Source organism: Bradyrhizobium sp. 138 (assembly GCF_023074075.1).
In the GTDB taxonomy this organism is placed as follows: Bacteria; Pseudomonadota; Alphaproteobacteria; order Rhizobiales; family Xanthobacteraceae; genus Bradyrhizobium.
The window spans coordinates 108,473-127,204 of sequence record NZ_JADPKT010000100.1; the positions used below are offsets into that span (position 1 = coordinate 108,473).

Annotated in this window: 19 protein-coding genes; 17 read left to right on the forward strand and 2 right to left on the reverse strand. The window is 63.9% G+C overall.

The genetic code is table 11. The features are described 5' to 3' along the window. The first annotated feature begins 5 nt into the window (after positions 1 to 5). The 3 genes from IVA79_RS36120 (at position 6) to IVA79_RS36130 (ending at position 5,058) form a co-directional block, all read left to right on the forward strand. Positions 6 to 1,001, forward strand: a complete 996-nt coding sequence (locus tag IVA79_RS36120; protein WP_247562041.1) for an alpha/beta hydrolase — start codon at positions 6 to 8, stop codon at positions 999 to 1,001. 115 nt (positions 1,002 to 1,116) lie between these two features. Further along, a complete protein-coding gene (locus IVA79_RS36125; protein WP_247562042.1) occupies positions 1,117 to 4,353 on the forward strand; it encodes a cytochrome P450 in 3,237 nt (1,078 codons plus the stop codon). 30 nt (positions 4,354 to 4,383) lie between these two features. After that, positions 4,384 to 5,058: a spermidine synthase gene (locus tag IVA79_RS36130; protein ID WP_247562043.1), complete on the forward strand. Its 675-nt coding sequence runs from the start codon at positions 4,384 to 4,386 to the stop codon at positions 5,056 to 5,058. Positions 5,059 to 5,166: 108 nt separating this feature from the next. Here the strand turns inward: IVA79_RS36130 and IVA79_RS36135 are convergent, their stop codons facing one another. Together IVA79_RS36135 and IVA79_RS36140 are read right to left on the reverse strand one after the other, a co-directional pair. After that, on the reverse strand, positions 5,167 to 5,631 hold the full coding sequence (locus IVA79_RS36135; RefSeq protein ID WP_247562044.1) for a nuclear transport factor 2 family protein: 465 nt from the start codon (positions 5,629 to 5,631) through the stop codon (positions 5,167 to 5,169). 118 nt (positions 5,632 to 5,749) lie between these two features. Then, a complete protein-coding gene (locus IVA79_RS36140; RefSeq protein WP_247562045.1) occupies positions 5,750 to 6,664 on the reverse strand; it encodes an alpha/beta hydrolase in 915 nt (304 codons plus the stop codon). A 160-nt stretch (positions 6,665 to 6,824) separates the two neighbouring features. On the opposite strand from IVA79_RS36140, the gene IVA79_RS36145 reads away from it, so the two are divergent. The 14 genes from IVA79_RS36145 (at position 6,825) to paaK (ending at position 18,695) form a co-directional block, all read left to right on the forward strand. After that, a complete protein-coding gene (locus tag IVA79_RS36145; protein WP_247562046.1) occupies positions 6,825 to 7,208 on the forward strand; it encodes a hypothetical protein in 384 nt (127 codons plus the stop codon). After that, entirely contained in the window at positions 7,205 to 8,287 is a 1,083-nt protein-coding gene (locus tag IVA79_RS36150; RefSeq protein WP_247562047.1) for an alpha/beta fold hydrolase, read from the forward strand. Before IVA79_RS36145 ends, IVA79_RS36150 begins: the two co-directional genes overlap by 4 nt. Further along, positions 8,284 to 8,877, forward strand: coding sequence for a GNAT family N-acetyltransferase (locus IVA79_RS36155; protein ID WP_247562048.1), 594 nt, complete (start codon positions 8,284 to 8,286; stop codon positions 8,875 to 8,877). Before IVA79_RS36150 ends, IVA79_RS36155 begins: the two co-directional genes overlap by 4 nt. A gap of 226 nt (positions 8,878 to 9,103) precedes the next feature. Further along, positions 9,104 to 9,559, forward strand: a complete 456-nt coding sequence (locus tag IVA79_RS36160; RefSeq protein WP_212081160.1) for a phasin — start codon at positions 9,104 to 9,106, stop codon at positions 9,557 to 9,559. Between the two features lie 200 nt (positions 9,560 to 9,759). Further along, entirely contained in the window at positions 9,760 to 11,046 is a 1,287-nt protein-coding gene (locus IVA79_RS36165) for a DUF445 domain-containing protein (RefSeq protein ID WP_247562049.1), read from the forward strand. A gap of 189 nt (positions 11,047 to 11,235) precedes the next feature. Continuing rightward, on the forward strand, positions 11,236 to 12,006 hold the full coding sequence (locus IVA79_RS36170) for an alpha/beta hydrolase (protein ID WP_247562050.1): 771 nt from the start codon (positions 11,236 to 11,238) through the stop codon (positions 12,004 to 12,006). A 99-nt stretch (positions 12,007 to 12,105) separates the two neighbouring features. After that, positions 12,106 to 12,972, forward strand: a complete 867-nt coding sequence (gene paaX / locus IVA79_RS36175) for a phenylacetic acid degradation operon negative regulatory protein PaaX (protein WP_247562169.1) — start codon at positions 12,106 to 12,108, stop codon at positions 12,970 to 12,972. A 76-nt stretch (positions 12,973 to 13,048) separates the two neighbouring features. Beyond that, on the forward strand, positions 13,049 to 14,041 hold the full coding sequence (paaA, locus tag IVA79_RS36180) for a 1,2-phenylacetyl-CoA epoxidase subunit PaaA (protein WP_247562051.1): 993 nt from the start codon (positions 13,049 to 13,051) through the stop codon (positions 14,039 to 14,041). A 9-nt stretch (positions 14,042 to 14,050) separates the two neighbouring features. Continuing rightward, positions 14,051 to 14,338, forward strand: coding sequence for a 1,2-phenylacetyl-CoA epoxidase subunit PaaB (gene paaB / locus IVA79_RS36185; RefSeq protein ID WP_247562052.1), 288 nt, complete (start codon positions 14,051 to 14,053; stop codon positions 14,336 to 14,338). Then, positions 14,338 to 15,114 carry a 1,2-phenylacetyl-CoA epoxidase subunit PaaC gene (gene paaC / locus IVA79_RS36190; protein ID WP_247562053.1) on the forward strand — a complete coding sequence of 259 codons (777 nt, stop codon included), beginning with the start codon at positions 14,338 to 14,340 and terminating at the stop codon, positions 15,112 to 15,114. The genes paaB and paaC overlap by 1 nt, the downstream gene beginning before the upstream one ends. Continuing rightward, a complete protein-coding gene (paaD, locus tag IVA79_RS36195; protein WP_247562055.1) occupies positions 15,108 to 15,611 on the forward strand; it encodes a 1,2-phenylacetyl-CoA epoxidase subunit PaaD in 504 nt (167 codons plus the stop codon). Before paaC ends, paaD begins: the two co-directional genes overlap by 7 nt. Positions 15,612 to 15,747: 136 nt before the next feature. After that, positions 15,748 to 16,830, forward strand: coding sequence for a 1,2-phenylacetyl-CoA epoxidase subunit PaaE (gene paaE, locus IVA79_RS36200; protein WP_247562056.1), 1,083 nt, complete (start codon positions 15,748 to 15,750; stop codon positions 16,828 to 16,830). 55 nt (positions 16,831 to 16,885) lie between these two features. Beyond that, a complete protein-coding gene (paaI, locus tag IVA79_RS36205) occupies positions 16,886 to 17,335 on the forward strand; it encodes a hydroxyphenylacetyl-CoA thioesterase PaaI (RefSeq protein ID WP_247562059.1) in 450 nt (149 codons plus the stop codon). A 28-nt stretch (positions 17,336 to 17,363) separates the two neighbouring features. Further along, positions 17,364 to 18,695, forward strand: coding sequence for a phenylacetate--CoA ligase PaaK (gene paaK / locus IVA79_RS36210; protein ID WP_247562060.1), 1,332 nt, complete (start codon positions 17,364 to 17,366; stop codon positions 18,693 to 18,695). The last annotated feature ends 37 nt before the right edge of the window (positions 18,696 to 18,732 follow it).

Genomic DNA, 18,732 nt, shown 5'->3' on the forward strand with positions numbered 1-18,732 from the left:
TTGTGATGATTGAAATGCCGCCGCTCCAGTTCGCGACGACGAACGGAATCCGCATGGGCTATTACGAGGCGGGCCCGGCCGACGACAAGCCGCCGATCGTGCTGTGCCACGGCTGGCCCGAGCTCGCCTTCTCCTGGCGTCACCAGATCAAGGCGCTGAGCGAAGCCGGCATCCGCGTGATCGCACCAGACCAGCGCGGCTATGGCGCGACCGACCGACCGGAGCCGGTTGAGGCCTACGACATCGAGCATCTGACCGGCGACCTCGTCGGGCTCCTCGATCACCTCCAGATCGACAAGGCGATCTTCGTCGGTCACGATTGGGGCGGCTTCATCGTCTGGCAGATGCCGCTGCGACACGTCGACCGGGTTGCGGGGGTGGTCGGCATCAACACGCCTCATACCAACCGTGCCTGGGCCGATCCGATCGAGCTCCTACGCGCCCGCTTCGGCGACAAGATGTACATCGTGCAATTCCAGGATCCGGCGCGTGAACCCGACAGGATCTTTGGCGGTCGTGTCGAGCAGACATTCGATGCATTCATGCGCAAGCCGGCGCCGCGCCCGCCCGACGCGCCGGCGGAGGAAGTGGTTGCCGGCGTCGGCGCTTCGCCGCGGGTCAATCTGGCGTTTCCGCAGATGATTGCGGCCTATGACGCGAAGCACGATCCGCGTACGCCGATCCTGTCGCCGGAAGAAAAGAAGGTGTTCGTCGACAATTTCACCAGGACCGGCTTTACCGGCGGCATCAACTGGTACCGCAACATGTCACGCAACTGGATGCGGTCCGAAGGGCTCGATCATACGGTGCGCGTGCCGTCGCTGATGATCATGGCCGAGAACGACGCGGTGTTGCCGCCGTCTTCCGCCGATGGCATGGACAAGCTGATCCCCGATCTCGAAAAATATCTGGTCCGCGACAGCGGCCATTGGACGCAGCAGGAGAAGCCGGAAGAGGTCAGCGCCAAGCTGATCGAATGGCGTAGAAGGCGGTTTGGGTAATCGTCATTGCGAGCGAAGCGAAGCAATCCAGAAATCTTCCTGCTGCGGCAGTCTGGATTGCTTCGTCGCAAGGGCTCCTCGCAATGACGAGGTTGTAAGGGGGAAGCGCAGTTAAATGTCATCCAAGAACCGTCTGGATCCGATCCCGCATCCGCCGACCAAGCCGGTGGTCGGCAACATGCTGTCGCTGGACTCGGCCGCCCCCGTGCAACACCTGACGCGGCTCGCCAAGGAGCTCGGTCCGATCTTCTGGCTCGACATGATGGGCTCGCCGATCGTCGTCGTCTCCGGCCACGATCTCGTCGACGAGCTCTCCGACGAGAAGCGGTTCGACAAGACGGTGCGCGGCGCGCTGCGGCGGGTGCGTGCGGTCGGCGGCGACGGGCTGTTCACCGCCGATACCAAGGAGCCGAACTGGAGCAAGGCCCACAACATCCTGCTGCAGCCCTTCGGCAACCGCGCAATGCAGTCCTACCACCCGAGCATGGTCGACATTGCCGAGCAGCTCGTCCAGAAATGGGAGCGGCTCAACGCCGACGATGAAATCGACGTCGTCCACGACATGACCGCGCTGACGCTTGATACGATCGGACTGTGCGGTTTCGAGTACCGCTTCAATTCGTTCTACCGGCGCGACTACCATCCTTTCGTCGAGTCGCTGGTGCGCTCGCTCGAAACCATCATGATGACGCGCGGCCTGCCGCTCGAGCAGCTCTGGATGCAGAAGCGGCGCAAGACGCTCGCTGAAGACGTCGCCTTCATGAACAAGATGGTTGACGAGATCATCGCCGAGCGGCGCAAGAGCGCGGAGGGGATCGACGACAAGAAGGACATGCTGGCCGCGATGATGACCGGCGTCGACCGTTCGACCGGCGAGCAGCTCGACGACGTCAACATCCGCTACCAGATCAATACGTTCCTGATCGCGGGCCACGAGACCACCAGTGGCCTCTTGTCCTACACGCTCTATGCGCTGCTCAAGCACCCGGAGATCCTCAAGAAGGCCTATGACGAGGTCGATCGCGTCTTCGGCCCCGACGTCAACGCCAAGCCGACCTACCAGCAGGTGACGCAGCTCACCTACATCACACAGATCCTCAAAGAGGCGCTGCGGCTGTGGCCGCCGGCGCCGGCCTATGGCATCTCGCCGCTGAACGACGAGACTATCGGCGGCGGCAAATACAAGCTCCGGAAGGGCACCTTCACCACCATCCTGGTGACCGCGCTGCATCGCGACCCCTCCGTCTGGGGGCCGAATCCCGATGCCTTCGATCCCGAGAATTTCAGCCGTGAGGCGGAGGCCAAACGGCCGATCAATGCCTGGAAGCCGTTCGGCAACGGCCAGCGCGCCTGTATCGGCCGCGGCTTTGCCATGCACGAGGCCGCGCTGGCACTCGGCATGATCCTGCAGCGCTTCAAGCTGATCGACCATCAGCGCTACCAGATGCATCTGAAGGAAACGCTGACGATGAAGCCGGAAGGCTTCAAGATCAAGGTGCGCCCGCGTGCCGATCGCGAGCGCGGCGCTTATGGCGGGCCCGTCGCGGCTGCGTCCTCGGCGCCCAAGGCGCAGCGCAAGCCTACCACGCGGCCCGGCCACAACACGCCGATGCTGGTGCTGTACGGCTCCAATCTCGGCACCGCCGAGGAGCTCGCAACGCGCATGGCCGATCTTGCCGAGATCAACGGCTTTGCGGTGCATCTCGGCCCGCTCGACGATTACGTCGGCAAGCTGCCGCAGGAGGGCGGCCTGCTGATCATCTGCGCCTCCTATAACGGCGCGCCGCCTGACAACGCGACACAGTTCGTCAAATGGCTCGGCAGTGATCTGCCGAAGGATGCCTTTGCCGGTGTTCGCTACGCCGTGTTCGGTTGCGGCAACAGTGACTGGGCCGCGACCTATCAATCGGTGCCGCGCTTGATCGACGAACAATTGTCGGCGCACGGTGCGCGCGCGGTGTATCCGCGCGGCGAGGGCGATGCGCGCAGCGACCTCGACGGCCAGTTCCAGAAATGGTTTCCCGCGGCCGCCCAGGTCGCGACCAAGGAATTCGGCATCGACTGGAATTTCACTCGCACCGCGGAGGACGACCCGCTCTACGCGATCGAGCCGGTCGCGGTGACCGCCGTCAACACCATCGTGGCCCAGGGCGGCGCCGTGGCGATGAAGGTGCTGGTCAACGACGAGCTTCAGAACAAGAACGGCTCAAATCCGTCGGAGCGCTCGACGCGTCATATCGAGGTGCAGCTGCCGTCCAACGTCAGCTACCGCGTCGGCGATCATCTCAGCGTCGTCCCGCGCAACGATCCGACGCTGGTGGATTCGGTGGCCCGCCGCTTCGGTTTCCTGCCGGCCGACCAGATCAGGCTTCAGGTCGCAGAAGGCCGCCGCGCGCAATTGCCGGTGGGGGATGCCGTGTCGGTCGGCCGTCTGCTCAGCGAGTTCGTCGAGCTGCAGCAGGTCGCGACGCGGAAGCAGATCCAGGTCATGGCCGAGCACACCCGCTGTCCCGTCACAAAGCCGAAGCTGCTGGCCTTCGTCGGCGAGGAGATGGAGCCGCTCGAGCGGTATCGCGCCGAGATCCTGACCAAGCGCAAATCGATGTTCGACCTGCTGCTCGAATATCCCGCCTGCGAATTGCCGTTCCATGTCTATCTGGAAATGCTTTCGCTGCTGGCGCCGCGTTATTACTCGATCTCGTCCTCACCGTCGGTCGACCCGGCGCGATGCAGCATCACGGTCGGCGTGGTCGAAGGGCCGGCCGCGTCCGGGCGTGGCGCCTACAAGGGCATCTGCTCGAACTACCTCGCCAATCGGCGCGCAGGTGATGCGATCTACGCCACCGTACGCGAGACCAAGGCCGGCTTCCGGCTCCCGGACGATCCCACGTTGCCGATCATCATGATCGGCCCCGGCACGGGCCTCGCGCCGTTCCGCGGCTTTCTTCAGGAACGCGCCGCGCGCAAGGCGAAGGGCGCGGCGCTCGGGCCATCCATGCTGTTCTTCGGCTGCCGCCATCCCGATCAGGATTTTCTCTATGCGGACGAGCTGAAGGCGCTGGCGGAAGGCGGCATCACCGAGCTGTTCACGGCGTTCTCGCGCGGCGACGGGCCGAAGACCTATGTGCAGCATGTGTTGGCAGCCCAGAAGGACAAGGTCTGGCCGCTGATCGAGCAGGGCGCGATCATCTATGTCTGCGGCGACGGCGGCAAGATGGAGCCCGACGTGAAGGCGGCGCTGGTCGCGATCCACCGCGAGAAGAGCGGCAGCGACGCGGCGTTGAGCGCTCGCTGGATCGAGGAGATGGGGACCAAGAACCGCTATGTGCTCGACGTTTGGGCGGGAGGATGATTGTTCGTCCGATCGTGTTAAACGTCCCCCATGATTCCCTGGGAAAAGATCGATACCGCCAAGATCCCCGGCTCCGACGAAGAGCTCCGCCTGATGCGACGGGGCAAGGAGTTTTCCATCAAGCTCGGCACCAACGAGCTGATGAACAACCGCCTGTCGGGCTCGGAAGCCGCGCTCGCAACGCTCGCGGCGAAGCAGATCGAGAAGGTCGCAAAACCCGTCGTCCTGATCGGCGGCCTCGGCATGGGCTTTACGCTGCGTGCGGCGCTCGCCGTGCTCGGAAGCAAGGCGAAGATCGTGGTGTCCGAACTCGTGCCCGCGGTGGTGTCCTGGGCGAAAGGTCCGATGGCTGAGGTCTTCGGCAACAGCCTCGATGATGTCAGGGTGAGCATCCGGGAAACCGATGTCGGCGAAATCATCCGGGCGCAGCGATCGGCCTTCGACGCCATTCTCCTCGACGTCGACAACGGGCCGGAAGGGCTGACCCGCAAGGGCAATGATGCGCTCTATAGCGCGAGCGGGATCTCGGCGGCGAAGGCGGCGCTGCGGCCGGGTGGCGTGCTCGCTGTGTGGTCGTCGGGGCCTAATCCGGCGTTCACCAAGCGCCTCCGCAGCGCCGGTTTCGACGTCAACGAGGTCAACGTCCGCGCCACCGGAAGAGGCGGCGGCGCGCGCCACGTGATCTGGATCGCTCGGAAGGGGTAGCCGTCCTTCTCCAGAATCGTAGGGTGGGCAAAGCGCAGCGTGCCCACCATCTCTATCGGTTGTGTGGGCACGGCGCGCGAAGAGCGCGCCTTTGCCCACCCTACGGAGCTAGAACATTGTGTTGTTGTTCGCAGGGCTTTCCGGGATCGGCTGCACGACGTCCCAATGCTCGACGATCTTGCCGTTCTCCAGTTTGAAGATGTCGACAATCGCATTGCCTCGGGTGCCAGGCTCACGAACCGCGTGAACGTGCAGGATGACGTAATCGCCGTCCACGAAGCTGCGCTTGATCTCGCTGCGCGAGTTCGGAAACTTTTCGCGCAGGAAGCCGATGAATTTTCGAAAACCCTCGGCGCCATCGGCTGCGTTCGGATTGTGCTGGACATAGCGATCGCCGACATGGGCGAGAGCCGCATCAGCGTCCTTCAGATTGAGGCCTTTCTCATAGAAGTCGAGCACGGTCTTGCGATGGGCTTCTTCTTGCGCGCTACCGGCCATCGCGGGGCCATTGGCCAGCGAGAGCATGAGGATGGCAGCAACGATCATGGCGCCCGGCCGGACGATGGAATGCATGTGAGCTCCGCGAGGCCGCAGCCTCTTTGCGATTGAGGAAGGCCTGTATAGCTTCCGTGCCGGCTTTCGTTAAGAAGTAACCGGCTGCTCACATGGTCACCGCAAGGAGACCTGCGGTCTAGGCTGCCTGCGCCGCAGCGCCATGCGCGTGCTTGTCGATCGCGCCGATGATCTCCAGCCAGAACCGCATCGGCAGCGCGTGGCCCATGCCCTCGATCATCAGCAGTCTGGCGCCCGGAATCGACTCTGCCGTGTCCTTGCCGCCTTCGGGACGGACCAGGGGATCGACGGTGCCGTGGATCACCAGCGTCGGCGTCTTGACGGCATGCAGCCGCTCCTTGCGGCTGCCCGATGCAAGCACGGCGCGGAGTTGCCGGCCGACGCCGGCCGGATTGAGCCCGCGCGCGAACACGCGCTCGGCACGACCGGGGTCGAGCGCTTCCTCCTCCGGAAAATGCCCGGCGCGGAGCACTTTCCAGGTCTGGCCGTAACGGACCATGAACTCTTCCTTGCTGCGCGGCGGCGGTGCCATCAGCATCGCGGCGGCTTCGCGCGAGGGGGGCGGGACGCGCGGATTGCCTGTCGTCGACATGATCGATGTCAACGAACGGACGCGATGCGGAAACGACAGCGTCACCTCCTGCGCGATCATGCCGCCCATGGACGCCCCGACCAGGTGCGCCGACTGGATGCCGAGCGCATCCATCAGCCCGACCGTGTCCCTGGCCATGTCGATCAGTCTGTAGGTCGCGGCCACGGGAATCCTGAGGAAGCGCAGCTTCAGCAGTTCGAGCGGCGTCAATCGCTTGCCGCCCGTCAGATGGCTCGACTTGCCGATGTCGCGGTTGTCGAAGCGGATCACGCGGAAGCCGCGCGCGGCAAGCTGCTCGCAGAATGCATCGTCCCAATGGATCATCTGCGCCCCGAGACCCATGATCAGCAGCAACGGTTCGGCATTGTCGTTGCCGAAGATTTCGTAGCAGATGTCGATGCCATTGGCGCGGACGGTCTGGGGCGGCTGATGGGTGGTCACGGGTCCCTCCTGCTGATCGATGCTGTATCGCACGGTTTGCCGCCGCAAAGAAGCGGCGTGCCGGGCGGCGGGTGGGCTTGCCGGTTGACCGGCACCGCGCAACGGTGTGGTATGGCGCAAAAAGAAGGGCATCGCAGCTCTCGATATCAGGAGGACGCCGATGACCGACAAGACCAACGACCCCGTTGCCATGTGGCAGAAGATGGTCGGCGAGATGGAGAAGGGGTTCAACTCTTTCGCCAATCAAGCCATGTCTTCGCCGGAATTTTCGCAGGCGATGAACCGTGCGGGCGGAGCTGCTGCAGGTGCTCAGAGGCAGCTCGGCGAGCTCATGGAGAAATATCTCCTCGCGATGAACCTGCCGAGCCGGGAGCAGGTCACGGGCCTTGCGGAACGGCTCCAGTCGATCGAAGCCCAGATCGGCGAGATGAAGTCGATGCTGAGCCAGATGGCGGCGAGTTCGGGGATCTCGCAAGGCTTCGACGGCACGCCGCGGCCGCCACGGACGAAGCGTCCGCCCTCCGAAGGCGGAGAGCAGACATGAACGCGCCGACGGGACTCGATCTCGCATCCATCCCGGAGCGCATCCAGTCCGAGGTGCAGCGTGCAATCCAGCGCAGCATCAAGGGCGTCGAGTATTTCTCGACCTCCGGCCCGACGCTCGGCTCGACGCCAAAGGACGTGCTGCATTCGCGCGGCACGATGAGCCTTTATCACTATCGGCCGATCTCGGACGAGATTTACCGCGTGCCGGTGCTGATCGTGATGGCCACCACCAACCGTGGCTACATTCTCGACCTCGTCCCTGGGCAGAGCTTCATCGAGTTCCTGCTCAAGCGCGGTTACGACGTCTACATGCTCGACTGGAGCGCGCCGCGGCCGGAGGAGAAGAGCCTGCGGATGGAGGACTATGTCCTCGACTTCATTCCGGACTGCGTCCGCCGGGTGCAAGCCGATTCCGGCGAGCAGGACGTTTCCGTCATCGGCTATTGCTTCGGCGGCGTGCTGTCGCTGCTGTACGGCTCGATCCACCAGGACGGGCCGATGAAGAATCTGATCTGCTTCACCACGCCGATCGACTTCCGCGAGATGAAGCTGTTCTCGAATTTCTCGGACCGCCGCTATTTCGATGTCGACCATCTCGTCGATAGCATCGGCAACGTGCCGCCGGAGATGATCCTGTCCTCGTTCGAAATGCTGCGCCCGGCCTCGCGCACGGTGAGCCAGATCCAGCTCTGGGAGAACATCTGGAACGACGAGTTCGTCAAGTCGTACCGCATGTTCGACCGCTGGGCGACCGACACGCTGCCGCTGGCGGGCGAATATTTCCGCACCATCACCAAGGACCTGATGTGGGACAATAAGCTGTTCAACGACACCATGTCGGTCGGCGGTCGCGCGGCTAAGCTCGAAAACATCAAGGTGCCGATGCTGCATGCGGTCGCCGAGCACGATCACATCGTGCCGTATGAGGCCGCCAAGCACCTGATCGCGAAGATTGGATCTGCCGACAAGGAAGAGGTGATGCTGAAAGGCGGTCACGTCTCGCTCGTCGCGGGCGCCAACGCCGTGAAGCGGCTATGGCCAAAACTGGATTCCTGGCTGGGAAAGAGATCGACATGAGCGAACAGCGTTCCTATCCGCGTCACGTCAAGACCGACGCCGGCGATATCGAGATCCGCCTGATGGCGCCTGCGGATGAGGCCGCGGTGCTCGCCTTCGGCAAGGGCCTTCCGACCCACGATTTGTTGTTTCTGCCGCGCAACATCAGCGAGCCGAAAGTGCTGTCGGCCTGGGTCAAGGAGATCGAGCGCGGCGCGATCACGAGCCTGCTTGCGGTCAGGGACGGCAAGGTCGTCGGCTGTGGCACGCTGGTGCGCGATCCCCATTCCTGGTCGCCCCATGTCGGCGAGATCCGCATGGTGGTCTCGCTCGATGTGCGCGGGAAGGGGGTGGGGCGGGCGCTGTCGCAGGAGACCTTTGCGCTCGCGCTGGGCGCGGGCCTGGAAAAACTCTCGGTGCAGATGACCGTCGACCAGCAGGCGGCGATCGCCCTGTTCGAGAGCCTCGGCTTCAAGGCCGAAGCGCTGCTGCGGGATCACGTCCGGGACGTCGACGGCAAGACCCACGATATTGTCGTCCTCGGCCATAACGTCGCGCAGGTCCAGGCCCAGATGGAGGCCTACGGGCTGCCGGGGGCGGTGCAGCACTAGAGGCGCCCCGCGTATTTCAAGAAAATGGAATTCAACCCCATGCACAGTAGGCAGTGGGGCAAAAGGGCAGCAGGCTGCCTGCCGTTAACTTTCTTCACGATTTCGTGATATCGCGCTGCAACATGAATATTGCATCGCACAATTAACCGTGCCATATAGATCGGGCCCCGGGCCAATGCGGACGGGGTGAGCCCATAGCTCAACCAATGAGGATGGAGAGAACCCCATGACCACTGAAACCAACACCGCGTTCGAAGGCTTCAAGGACGCTTTCAAGAACATCCAGAATCTGGAAGTTCCCGAGGCCGCCCGCGAGTTCGTCAAGAAGACCGCCAACACCGCCAAGGACCGTGCTGCCGAGGTGTTCGCCGGTTCCGAGCGCGTGACCGCCGCCGTCGAGAACGCGGTGACCGAGTCCGTCACTGAGGCCGGCAAGATCAGCCGCAACATCCAGCAGGCGATCTACGAGGACGCCGAGGCGTTCTTCTCGAGCATCGACAAGCTCGCTTCCGCCAAGTCGTTCAGCGAGGCCGTCGAGATCCAGTCGGGCCTGCTCCGCTCGCGCGGCGAAGTGTTCGTCTCGCGTGCCAAGGCGACCGCCGACTATTTCGGCAAGCTCGCCGCCAACGGCGCGAAGTCCGCTCAGGACAATTTTGCCAAGGTCTACAACAAGACCGCCTGATCTGTGCGTTGAGTTGAGAAACTGAATTTGAGGCCCGCTTCGGCGGGCCTTTGTTTTTTGCGCCGCCGTCATTGCGAGGAGCTCGCGACAAAATTGCGTAGCAATTTTGCGCTGATGCGACGAAGCAATCCAGAGTCTTTCCGCGGAAAGATTCTGGATTGCTTCGCTTCGCTCGCAATGACGAGTACTGTGATGCAGTCATGGACTCGTCTGCCACCTTCGCCTTCGACACCCCCGGCGACGCCGAGCGCGCGGCCGAGCTGCGCCGCGTCAAAGCGCTGGCGACGCTGGTGCTGGCGTCCACGCTTGCGCTCTTCATCGCCGCGAAGATCCTTCTGAACGTGCATCCCGTGTTCGGCTTCATCGCCGCTTTCGCGGAAGCCGCGACCATCGGAGGCCTCGCCGACTGGTACGCCGTGGTTGCCCTGTTCAAGCGGCCGCTCGGCCTGCCGATTCCGCACACCGCGATCATCCAGAGCAATCAGGCCCGCATCGCCGACAAGCTCGGCGAATTCATCCAGGTGCATTTCCTCGAGGCCGGCCCGGTCGAGGCCAAGCTGAAGGAGATCGATTTCGGCTCTTTCGTCGCCGACTGGCTGCGCGACCGCAAGCGCAGCGATGATCTGGCGCGCTTTGCGCTGCGCCTGCTGCCGGAGGCCGTCTCCGCGACGGAAAGCTCGGGCCTGATGACCTTCATCATCCGCCGCATGTCCTCGCAGCTTCAGGCGATCGACCTTGCACCGCTCGCCGCCGGTACGCTGCGCGGCTTCGTCGCAGAGGGACGGCACCAGATCCTGTTCGACGATCTCCTGCGCGTGATGCACGAGACGCTGAACCAGCAAGAGACGATGGCGATGATCCGCGAGAAAGTGCGCGCGGAATTGCCGACCTTGCTCAGGCTCTACCGTGCCGACAAGTTTCTGGTGAACAAGATCGTGGCGTCCGCCACCGCGTTCTTCAATGAGGTGCGCAGCGATCCCAAGCATCCGTTCCGCGGCGAGTTCGACCGCATGGTGCTGAGCTTCGTCGACCGGCTCGGCAGCGATCAGGCCTATATCGACCGCATCGCGGGCTTGAAGCGCGATCTATTGGCGCGGCCCGAGCTTGCCGATCTCGCCCGCACGGTGTGGGCCAACACGCGTTCCTTCATCGAACGCAGCGCGAGCGGCGAGACGCAGGTGCTGCAGCATCATCTCGCCGGCATGTTCGTCGCGGCAGGCGAGGCGCTCGCGAGCGATGCCGAGCTGCGCGCTGAGATCAACCAGGGCCTGGTGACAGTGCTGCGCAGCTTTGTCGCCGATCAGAAGAGCGGCGTCTCCATCTTCATCTCCGACCAGGTCAAGGCGTGGGACATGGCGCAGCTGATTTCGCTGATCGAAATCAACATCGGGCGCGACCTGCAATACATCCGCTTCAACGGTTCGCTGATCGGCGGCCTCGCCGGGCTCGCGCTCTACTCCGTGGAAGTCCTGCTCCGATTGCTGTGACTTTTGCGTCACGGCCGTTAGCATTAACGCGCGGGCCTATTGTCGCGCCGCATCTCTCCCGCTTGAATGTCGGGAACCGGCCGCCTAGCTGATTCATGTTGCGCTGCGGAACGATCAAGAAGCCGGCGTATTGGAATTCATGCCCATTTGCCGGCCATGGCAGCCGGCGTCTTCTCAGGGGAAACATTGATGACCGCTACTGCCCAGACGCTGCGTCCGCCGTCCAGAACTCTGATGTTCCTGGAAGGGCGCGCGATTCATGAGTTCGGCGCATTCCTCGGCGCGCTGCCGCTGCTGAGCCTCGCGCCGCGTGGCGATGGGCATCCGGTGCTGGTGCTGCCGGGCCTCGTGGCGTCCGACATGTCCACGCGCGCGCTGCGCGCGTTTCTGACCAGCAAGGGCTATGCCGTGAGCGGCTGGCGCCAGGGCCGCAATTACGGTCTGCGCGAGGGCGTGCAGCATGCGATGGTGGACCTGGTTCGGGAGCTCAGCGACACGCATGGCCGCAAGATCAGCCTGGTTGGCTGGAGTCTCGGTGGCCTCTACGCGCGTCAGCTTGCCAAGATGATGCCCGAGCGCGTGCGCCAGGTGATCACGCTCGGTAGCCCCTTCGCCGGCGATCCGCGTTCGACCAACGCCTGGCGCGTCTACGAGTGGGCGAGCGGGCGCAAGTCCGATGAGGTCGATCCGCGATTCGGCGGCGAACTCGCCGCCCCGCCACCGGTGCCGACCACCGCTATCTTCAGCCGGACTGACGGCGTCTGCGCCTGGCAGGGCTGCATGGAGAAGACCGGCGCACAGACCGAAAGCATCGAGGTCGAGAGCAGCCATTGCGGCATGGGCCATCATCCGGCGGTGGTCTATGCGGTGGCCGACCGGCTCGCGCAGAAGGAAGGCCAGTGGCGTCCGTTCGACCGCAGCGGCTGGCGCAGCGTGGTGTATCCCGATCCGCATAGGTAGCTCGCGTCTTCACCTCGCCCCGTATGCGGGGACAGGGAGAAGAGGCGGCGTCGCAGCCGTCCATTGTCGCAGCTACATCAAACGCGCTATGCCTCGCGCATGGCGCATCCGCTCTCCCGCATCATCGACCAGCTCAAGCGCGAGCCGTCGCGCACCGGCTCCATCGTCATCACCGTGTTCGGCGATGCCATCGTGCCGCGCGGCGGCTCCGTGTGGCTGGGCACGCTGCTGGAATTTTTCGAAAGCCTGGATATCGACAGCGGCGTCGTCCGCACCGCGATGTCGCGCCTTGCCGCCGATGGCTGGCTGACGCGCGAGAAGGTCGGCCGCAACAGTTTTTATCGCCTGGCCGACAAGGGTCGGCAGACATTCGAGGCTGCGACGCGCCACATCTATGATCCGCCGCCGTCCGACTGGACCGGGCGCTTCGAGCTGCTGCTAATCGGCAATGGGGAGGACCGCGACGCCTCGCGCGACGCGCTCCGCAACGCCGGTTTCGGCAGTCCGCTGCCAGGCGTCTGGGTCGCTCCGTCGGGCGTGCCGGTGCCGGATGAAGCCTCGGGCGCGATCCGTCTCGAGGTCTCGGCGGAAGACGACAGCGGCCGTCGTCTGCTCAGCGCGAGCTGGCCGCTGGACCGCACGGCGGATGCCTATCTGAAATTCATGAAGACGTTCGAGCCGCTCCGCGCCGCGATCGGGCGCGGCACGGATCTGTCCGAGGCAGACGCCTTCACCGCGCGTATCCTCTTGATCCACTATTACCGCCGCGTCGTGCTGCGCGATCCGCTGCTGCCGGAAAGCCTGCTGCCGGGGGACTGGCCGGGCAGGGCTGCGCGCGAGCTTTGCGGCGAAATTTATCGCGCTCTGATTATCCCCTCCGAACAATGGCTTGATGGACGTGGAACCAACGAGAAGGGGCCGTTGCCGGCGGCGCGGAAGCTCTTGGAACGCAGGTTTGGCGCTTGAGCTTTATGTTACAGAAATATCTTGCATGATCTAATTTCTGTTATATATTGCCTCCCAATAAATCGGGAGGATGCGCATGTATACCCAGGCGCTGAACACGGCCGAGACCGGCGATCACGGTCTGGAGGACGCTGGCAAAGCCGCTCAGTTCCAGGCCCGCATCGATGCCGAGGAACGCATCGAGCCGAACGACTGGATGCCGGCGGCCTATCGCAAGACTCTCACCCGCCAGATATCCCAGCACGCCCATTCCGAAATCGTCGGCATGCTGCCGGAAGGCAACTGGATCACGCGCGCGCCGACTTTGCGCCGCAAGGCCGCGCTGCTCGCCAAGGTGCAGGACGAGTGCGGCCACGGCCTCTATCTCTACGCCGCCGCCGAGACGCTCGGCACCTCGCGCGAAGAGCTGGTCGATGCCATGCTCGCGGGCAAGGCCAAATATTCTTCGATCTTCAACTATCCGACGCTGACCTGGGCCGACATCGGCACCATCGGCTGGCTGGTCGACGGCGCTGCGATCATGAACCAGATCCCGCTGTGCCGCTGTTCCTATGGCCCCTATGCGCGCGCGATGATCAGGGTCTGCAAGGAGGAGTCGTTCCACCAGCGCCAGGGCTACGAGATCATGCTGACGCTGTGCCGCGGCTCGGACGAGCAGAAGGCGATGGCGCAGGACGCCTTGAACCGCTGGTGGTGGCCGGTGCTGATGATGTTCGGTCCGCCCGATGCGACGAGCCAGCACAGCGACACCTCGACGAGATGGAAGATCAAGCGCTTCTCCAATGACGAGTTGCGCCAGAAATTCGTCGATGCCACCGTGCCGCAGGCGCAATATCTCGGCCTCACCATTCCCGATCCCGGCATGACACAGGACGCCGACGGACATTGGCGCTACAGCGAGATCGACTGGACCGAGTTCAAGCAGGTGCTCGCCGGCAACGGTCCCTGCAATCGCGACCGTATGGCGGCGCGCCGCAAGGCACATGACGAGGGCGCCTGGGTGCGCGAGGCGGCAGCCGCTTACGCGGCAAAGCGTGCGCAGCGTCAGACCGCGCAAGCCGCGGAATAGGAGATCGATATGACCACGCCGAACACGCCGCTGTGGGAAGTCTTCATTCGCAGCCGCAACGGGCTCGCGCACAAGCATGTGGGATCGCTGCATGCCAGCGATGCCACCATGGCCCTGCAAGCCGCCCGCGACATCTACACCCGCCGCGGCGAGGGCCTGTCGATCTGGGTCGTGCCGTCGACCGCGATCACGGCGAGCGATCCCGCCGACAAGGGCATGATGTTCGAGCCTGCCGAAACGAAGATCTACCGGCATCCGACGTTCTACGAGGTCCCCGAGGAAGTGGGGCACATGTGATGCCCAGCGCCAATATCCAGGTCTCCGAAACGCCGCTGGTGCTCTACGCGCTGCGCCGCGCCGACGATGCGTTGGTCCTCGGCCACCGGCTGTCGGAATGGTGCGGGCATGCGCCGATGCTGGAAGAGGACATGGCGCTCTCCAACATCGCGCTCGATCTCATAGGCCAGGCGCGCGAGCTCTACAGCTACGCCGCCAAGGCCGAAGGCAAGGACAACGACGAGGACAAGCTCGCTTACTTGCGCGACGTACGGCAGTACCGCAATCTGCTGCTGGTCGAGCAGCCCAACGGCGATTTCGCCCAGACGCTGGTGCGGCAGTTCTTCTATTCCGCCTTCGCTGATCTCTACTGGCGCGCGATGATGGCCTCGCGCGACACGACGCTGGCCGCGATTGCCGCCAAGTCGGAGAAGGAGAGCGCCTATCACCTGCGTCATGCCTCGGAGTGGATCATCCGGCTCGGCGACGGCACCGATGAGAGCCATGCCCGCGCGCAAGCGGCGATCGATCACCTCTGGGCCTTCACCGGCGAGATGTTTGAGGTGGACGAAGGCGAGCGCGGCCTGATCCATGCCGGTGTCGCCGTTGATCCGGCGAGCCTGCGCGGTCGTTGGTTGACGACGTTGTCTGATATCGCCAGCGAGGCGACACTCGAGCTGCCGCAGAACGGCTGGATGCAGCAGGGCGGCCGCGTGGGTCGGCACAGCGAACACCTCGGCCACCTCCTGTCCGAGCTGCAATCGATGCAGCGCACCTTTCCGGGGCAGACATGGTGACGGTGCTGGAGCGCGACAGCGATCTGCGCCGGCGCGCCTGGGATGCCGCGGCGAGCGTGGTCGACCCGGAGATCCCGGTCCTGACCATCGCTGATCTCGGTGTGCTCCGGGACGTCGCCTTGGCTGGCGATCATGTCGAGGTCGCGATCACGCCGACTTATTCCGGCTGTCCGGCCATGAATATGATCGCGCTGGAAATCGAGCTGGCGCTGGAGCGCGCCGGCTTCCGCCGCCCCAAGGTCCGTACCGTGCTGTCGCCGGCCTGGACCACCGACTGGATGAGCGAGGAGGGTCGCCAAAAGCTGCATGCCTACGGCATCGCGCCGCCGCGGGCGTCAAACTCGCGCCGCGCGCTGTTCGGCGCGCAGGCCGTGGCGTGCCCGCAATGTGGCTCGGAAAACACCGAGCTGCTGTCCGAATTCGGCTCGACCTCCTGCAAGGCGCTGTGGCGCTGCAAGGCCTGCCGCGAACCTTTCGATTATTTCAAATGTCATTGAGGCGCTCGATGCCAACCCCACCGTCATTGCGAGGAGCTCTTGCGACGAAGCAATCCAGACTGCTTCCGAGGAAAGACTCTGGATTGCTTCGCTTCGCTCGCAATGACGGTGGTGAGACCAAACCAGAGTATTTCTGATGTCAGCCGCCGCACCACGCTTCCATCGCCTGGCCGTCAGAGATCTCCGCCGCGAGGCGGCTGACGCCGTCTCGATGACCTTCGCCATTCCCGGCGAACTCGCACGCGATTACGCCTTCACGCCCGGCCAATACCTCACGCTCCGCACCACGCTGGACGGCGAGGAGGTGCGCCGGTCTTATTCGATCTGTTCCGGCCCTGACGATGGCGAGATCCGCATCGCCGTGAAGAAGGTCGACGGCGGCGCGTTTTCCAACTGGGCCGCCGAAGATCTGAAATGCGGCGACGAGCTCGATGTGATGACGCCGACGGGCCGCTTCGGTGCGATTCCCCACGCGGACACTGCGCGCATCCATGTCGGCTTTGCGGCGGGCTCCGGCATCACCCCGATCCTGTCGATCGTGAAGGGCGTGCTCTCGCGCGAGCCGGACAGCCGCTTCTTCCTGTTCTACGGTAACCGCACCACTGACAACATCATGTTCCTCGAGGCGCTCGAAGAGCTGAAGGACCGCTTCATCGATCGCCTCTCGATCTTCCACGTCATCTCCGGCGAGGAGCAGGACATCCCGATCCTGCATGGCCGGCTCGACGGCCACAAGGTGAGGGTGCTGTTGCGCTCGCTGGTGCCGGCGGGAAGTGTCGATCATGTCTATATTTGCGGGCCCCTTGGCATGAGCGAGGACATCGAGGCAACCTGCCGTGAGCTCGGCATCGTGCAGGAACGCATCCACGTCGAGCGCTTCGTCTCCGAATTCGGCGGCAAGCCGCGGCCGAAAAAGGTGGTAGCCCCCGACGCGCCGCCGAAAGCGATCGCCTCGCTGATCATCGACGGCAAGCGCCGCGACGTGCCGGTCGCCGAGGACGAGGCCATCCTCGATGCCGCGCTGCGCGCTGGCGTCGATTTGCCCTTCGCCTGCAAGGGCGGCATGTGCTCGACCTGCCGGGCCAAGCTGGTCGAGGGCGAGGCGCCGATGGACATCAATTATTCACTGGAGTCGTGGGAGCTGAAGGCAGGCTTCGTCCTGACCTGTCAGGCCAAGCCTTCATCCGAGCGGGTCGTGGTCGACTACGATCATGTTTGACAGGATTGGCTCAGCGGCAGAGCATCATGGCTAGACATCTTGCCGGGAGAAGCGCGTGGACGTGAAAGCCGCTTTATCGCCTGAGGATATTGCCCGCGCCTGCGCCGAGGCGATGTGGGCGGAGGACGATGCCTCCAAGGGACTCGGCATGGAGATCGTCGAGATCGGTCCAGGCTTTGCCACGCTGGCCATGAATGTGCGCCCGGACATGGTCAACGGCCAGCGCATCGCCCATGGCGGCTTCATCTTCACGCTCGCCGATTCCGCCTTCGCCTTCGCGTGCAATTCGCGCAATGACCGCATCGTTGCCGCGCAGGGACAGATCACCTTCATCAAGCCGGGCAAGCTCGGCGATCGCCTCGTTGCGAAGGCGCGTGAGGTCACACGCGGGGGACGTTCCGGCATCTATGACGTGCGCGTCACCGCGGGCGACACCGTTATTGCGGAATTCCGCGGGCACTCGCGTGTCATTCCGGGCACGTGGTTGCCGACGCAGGATCAATAAGAAGAACGAACCAATGTGGGAAACGAGGATGGCTCTGACGAGACGCAAGGAAGGTGGCAGCGCCCATAGCGCCGAGACGGATGCGCATGAGCGCGCCTCGCGCGACGAGATCATGGCGCTGCAGAGGCAGCGGTTGGCCTGGTCGCTGAAGCACACCTACGACAATGTCGCGCATTACCGCAAGGCCTTCGACCAGGCGGGCGTGCATCCGTCCGACTTTCGCGAGCTCGCGGATCTCGCGAAATTTCCGTTCACAGTCAAGACGGATTTGCGCGACAATTATCCCTTCAACATGTTCGCCGTGCCGCGCGAAAAGCTGGTGCGCGTGCACGCCTCGTCGGGCACCACGGGCAAGCCGATCGTCGTCGGTTATACGCAAGCCGATATCGATACCTGGTCCGCCGTGATGGCGCGCTCGATCCGCGCCGCCGGTGGCCGCACCGGCATGATCATCCACAATGCCTATGGCTACGGTCTTTTCACCGGCGGGCTCGGGGTCCACTACGGCGCCGAGAAGCTCGGTTGCACCGTGGTGCCGATCTCCGGCGGCATGACCGAACGGCAGGTGCAGCTCATCAACGATTTCCGTCCTGATATCATCACGGTCACGCCGAGCTACATGCTGGCGATCCTCGACGAGTTCAAGCGCCAGAAGCTGGATCCGCGCCAGTGCTCGCTCAAGATCGGCATCTTCGGCGCCGAGCCCTGGACCAATGCGATGCGCGGCGAGATCGAGGACGCCTTCGACATGGACGCGACCGACATCTATGGCCTCTCCGAGGTGATCGGCCCCGGCGTTGCGCAGGAATGCATCGAGACCAAGGACGGACTCCATATCTGGGAGGATCATTTCTACCCCGAAGTGATCGATCCCGAGACCGGCGCGGTGCTGCCGGATGGCGAGAAGGGCGAGCTGGTGTTCACCTCGCTCACCAAGGAAGCGTTCCCGGTGATCCGCTATCGCACCCGCGACCTGACGCGGCTTCTGCCCGGCACGGCACGCCCGGGCATGCGGCGCATGGAGAAGGTGACGGGTCGCTCGGACGACATGATCATCCTGCGCGGGGTCAATTTGTTCCCGACCCAGATCGAGGAGGTGTTGCTCGCGACCGATTGGTGCGGCGGCCATTTCATTCTGGAGCTGACCCGCGAAGGCCGCATGGACGAGTTGACCATCATCGCCGAGGCGAGGCCGGAAAGCTGGGATGGCCGGGGGCTCGTCGACCACGCCGATCGAATCTCGACCCACATCAAGAACACGATCGGAGTCAGCTCGAGGGTGAAGGTGGTCGCGCCGGCCACGCTGGAACGCTCGCTCGGCAAGGCCAAACGCCTCTACGACAAGCGGCCTAAAGACTGACCTGACGTATTGACTTGACGTATTGACTTGGCGGATT

Excerpts from the sequence above, each read along its gene's own strand:
- paaB (WP_247562052.1), top strand. The coding sequence starts at position 14,051 with ATGACCACGCCGAACACGCCGCTGTGGGAAGTCTTCATTCGCAGCCGC.
- IVA79_RS36155 (WP_247562048.1), top strand. The coding sequence starts at position 8,284 with ATGAGCGAACAGCGTTCCTATCCGCGTCACGTCAAGACCGACGCCGGC.
- paaK (WP_247562060.1), top strand. The coding sequence starts at position 17,364 with ATGGCTCTGACGAGACGCAAGGAAGGTGGCAGCGCCCATAGCGCCGAG.
- paaE (WP_247562056.1), top strand. The coding sequence starts at position 15,748 with ATGTCAGCCGCCGCACCACGCTTCCATCGCCTGGCCGTCAGAGATCTC.
- IVA79_RS36170 (WP_247562050.1), top strand. The coding sequence starts at position 11,236 with ATGACCGCTACTGCCCAGACGCTGCGTCCGCCGTCCAGAACTCTGATG.
- IVA79_RS36125 (WP_247562042.1), top strand. The coding sequence starts at position 1,117 with ATGTCATCCAAGAACCGTCTGGATCCGATCCCGCATCCGCCGACCAAG.
- paaD (WP_247562055.1), top strand. The coding sequence starts at position 15,108 with ATGGTGACGGTGCTGGAGCGCGACAGCGATCTGCGCCGGCGCGCCTGG.
- IVA79_RS36145 (WP_247562046.1), top strand. The coding sequence starts at position 6,825 with ATGACCGACAAGACCAACGACCCCGTTGCCATGTGGCAGAAGATGGTC.
- IVA79_RS36160 (WP_212081160.1), top strand. The coding sequence starts at position 9,104 with ATGACCACTGAAACCAACACCGCGTTCGAAGGCTTCAAGGACGCTTTC.
- IVA79_RS36150 (WP_247562047.1), top strand. The coding sequence starts at position 7,205 with ATGAACGCGCCGACGGGACTCGATCTCGCATCCATCCCGGAGCGCATC.
- IVA79_RS36135 (WP_247562044.1), bottom strand. The coding sequence starts at position 5,631 with ATGCATTCCATCGTCCGGCCGGGCGCCATGATCGTTGCTGCCATCCTC.
- IVA79_RS36130 (WP_247562043.1), top strand. The coding sequence starts at position 4,384 with ATGATTCCCTGGGAAAAGATCGATACCGCCAAGATCCCCGGCTCCGAC.
- paaA (WP_247562051.1), top strand. The coding sequence starts at position 13,049 with ATGTATACCCAGGCGCTGAACACGGCCGAGACCGGCGATCACGGTCTG.
- IVA79_RS36120 (WP_247562041.1), top strand. The coding sequence starts at position 6 with ATGATTGAAATGCCGCCGCTCCAGTTCGCGACGACGAACGGAATCCGC.
- paaX (WP_247562169.1), top strand. The coding sequence starts at position 12,106 with ATGGCGCATCCGCTCTCCCGCATCATCGACCAGCTCAAGCGCGAGCCG.
- IVA79_RS36165 (WP_247562049.1), top strand. The coding sequence starts at position 9,760 with ATGGACTCGTCTGCCACCTTCGCCTTCGACACCCCCGGCGACGCCGAG.
- paaC (WP_247562053.1), top strand. The coding sequence starts at position 14,338 with ATGCCCAGCGCCAATATCCAGGTCTCCGAAACGCCGCTGGTGCTCTAC.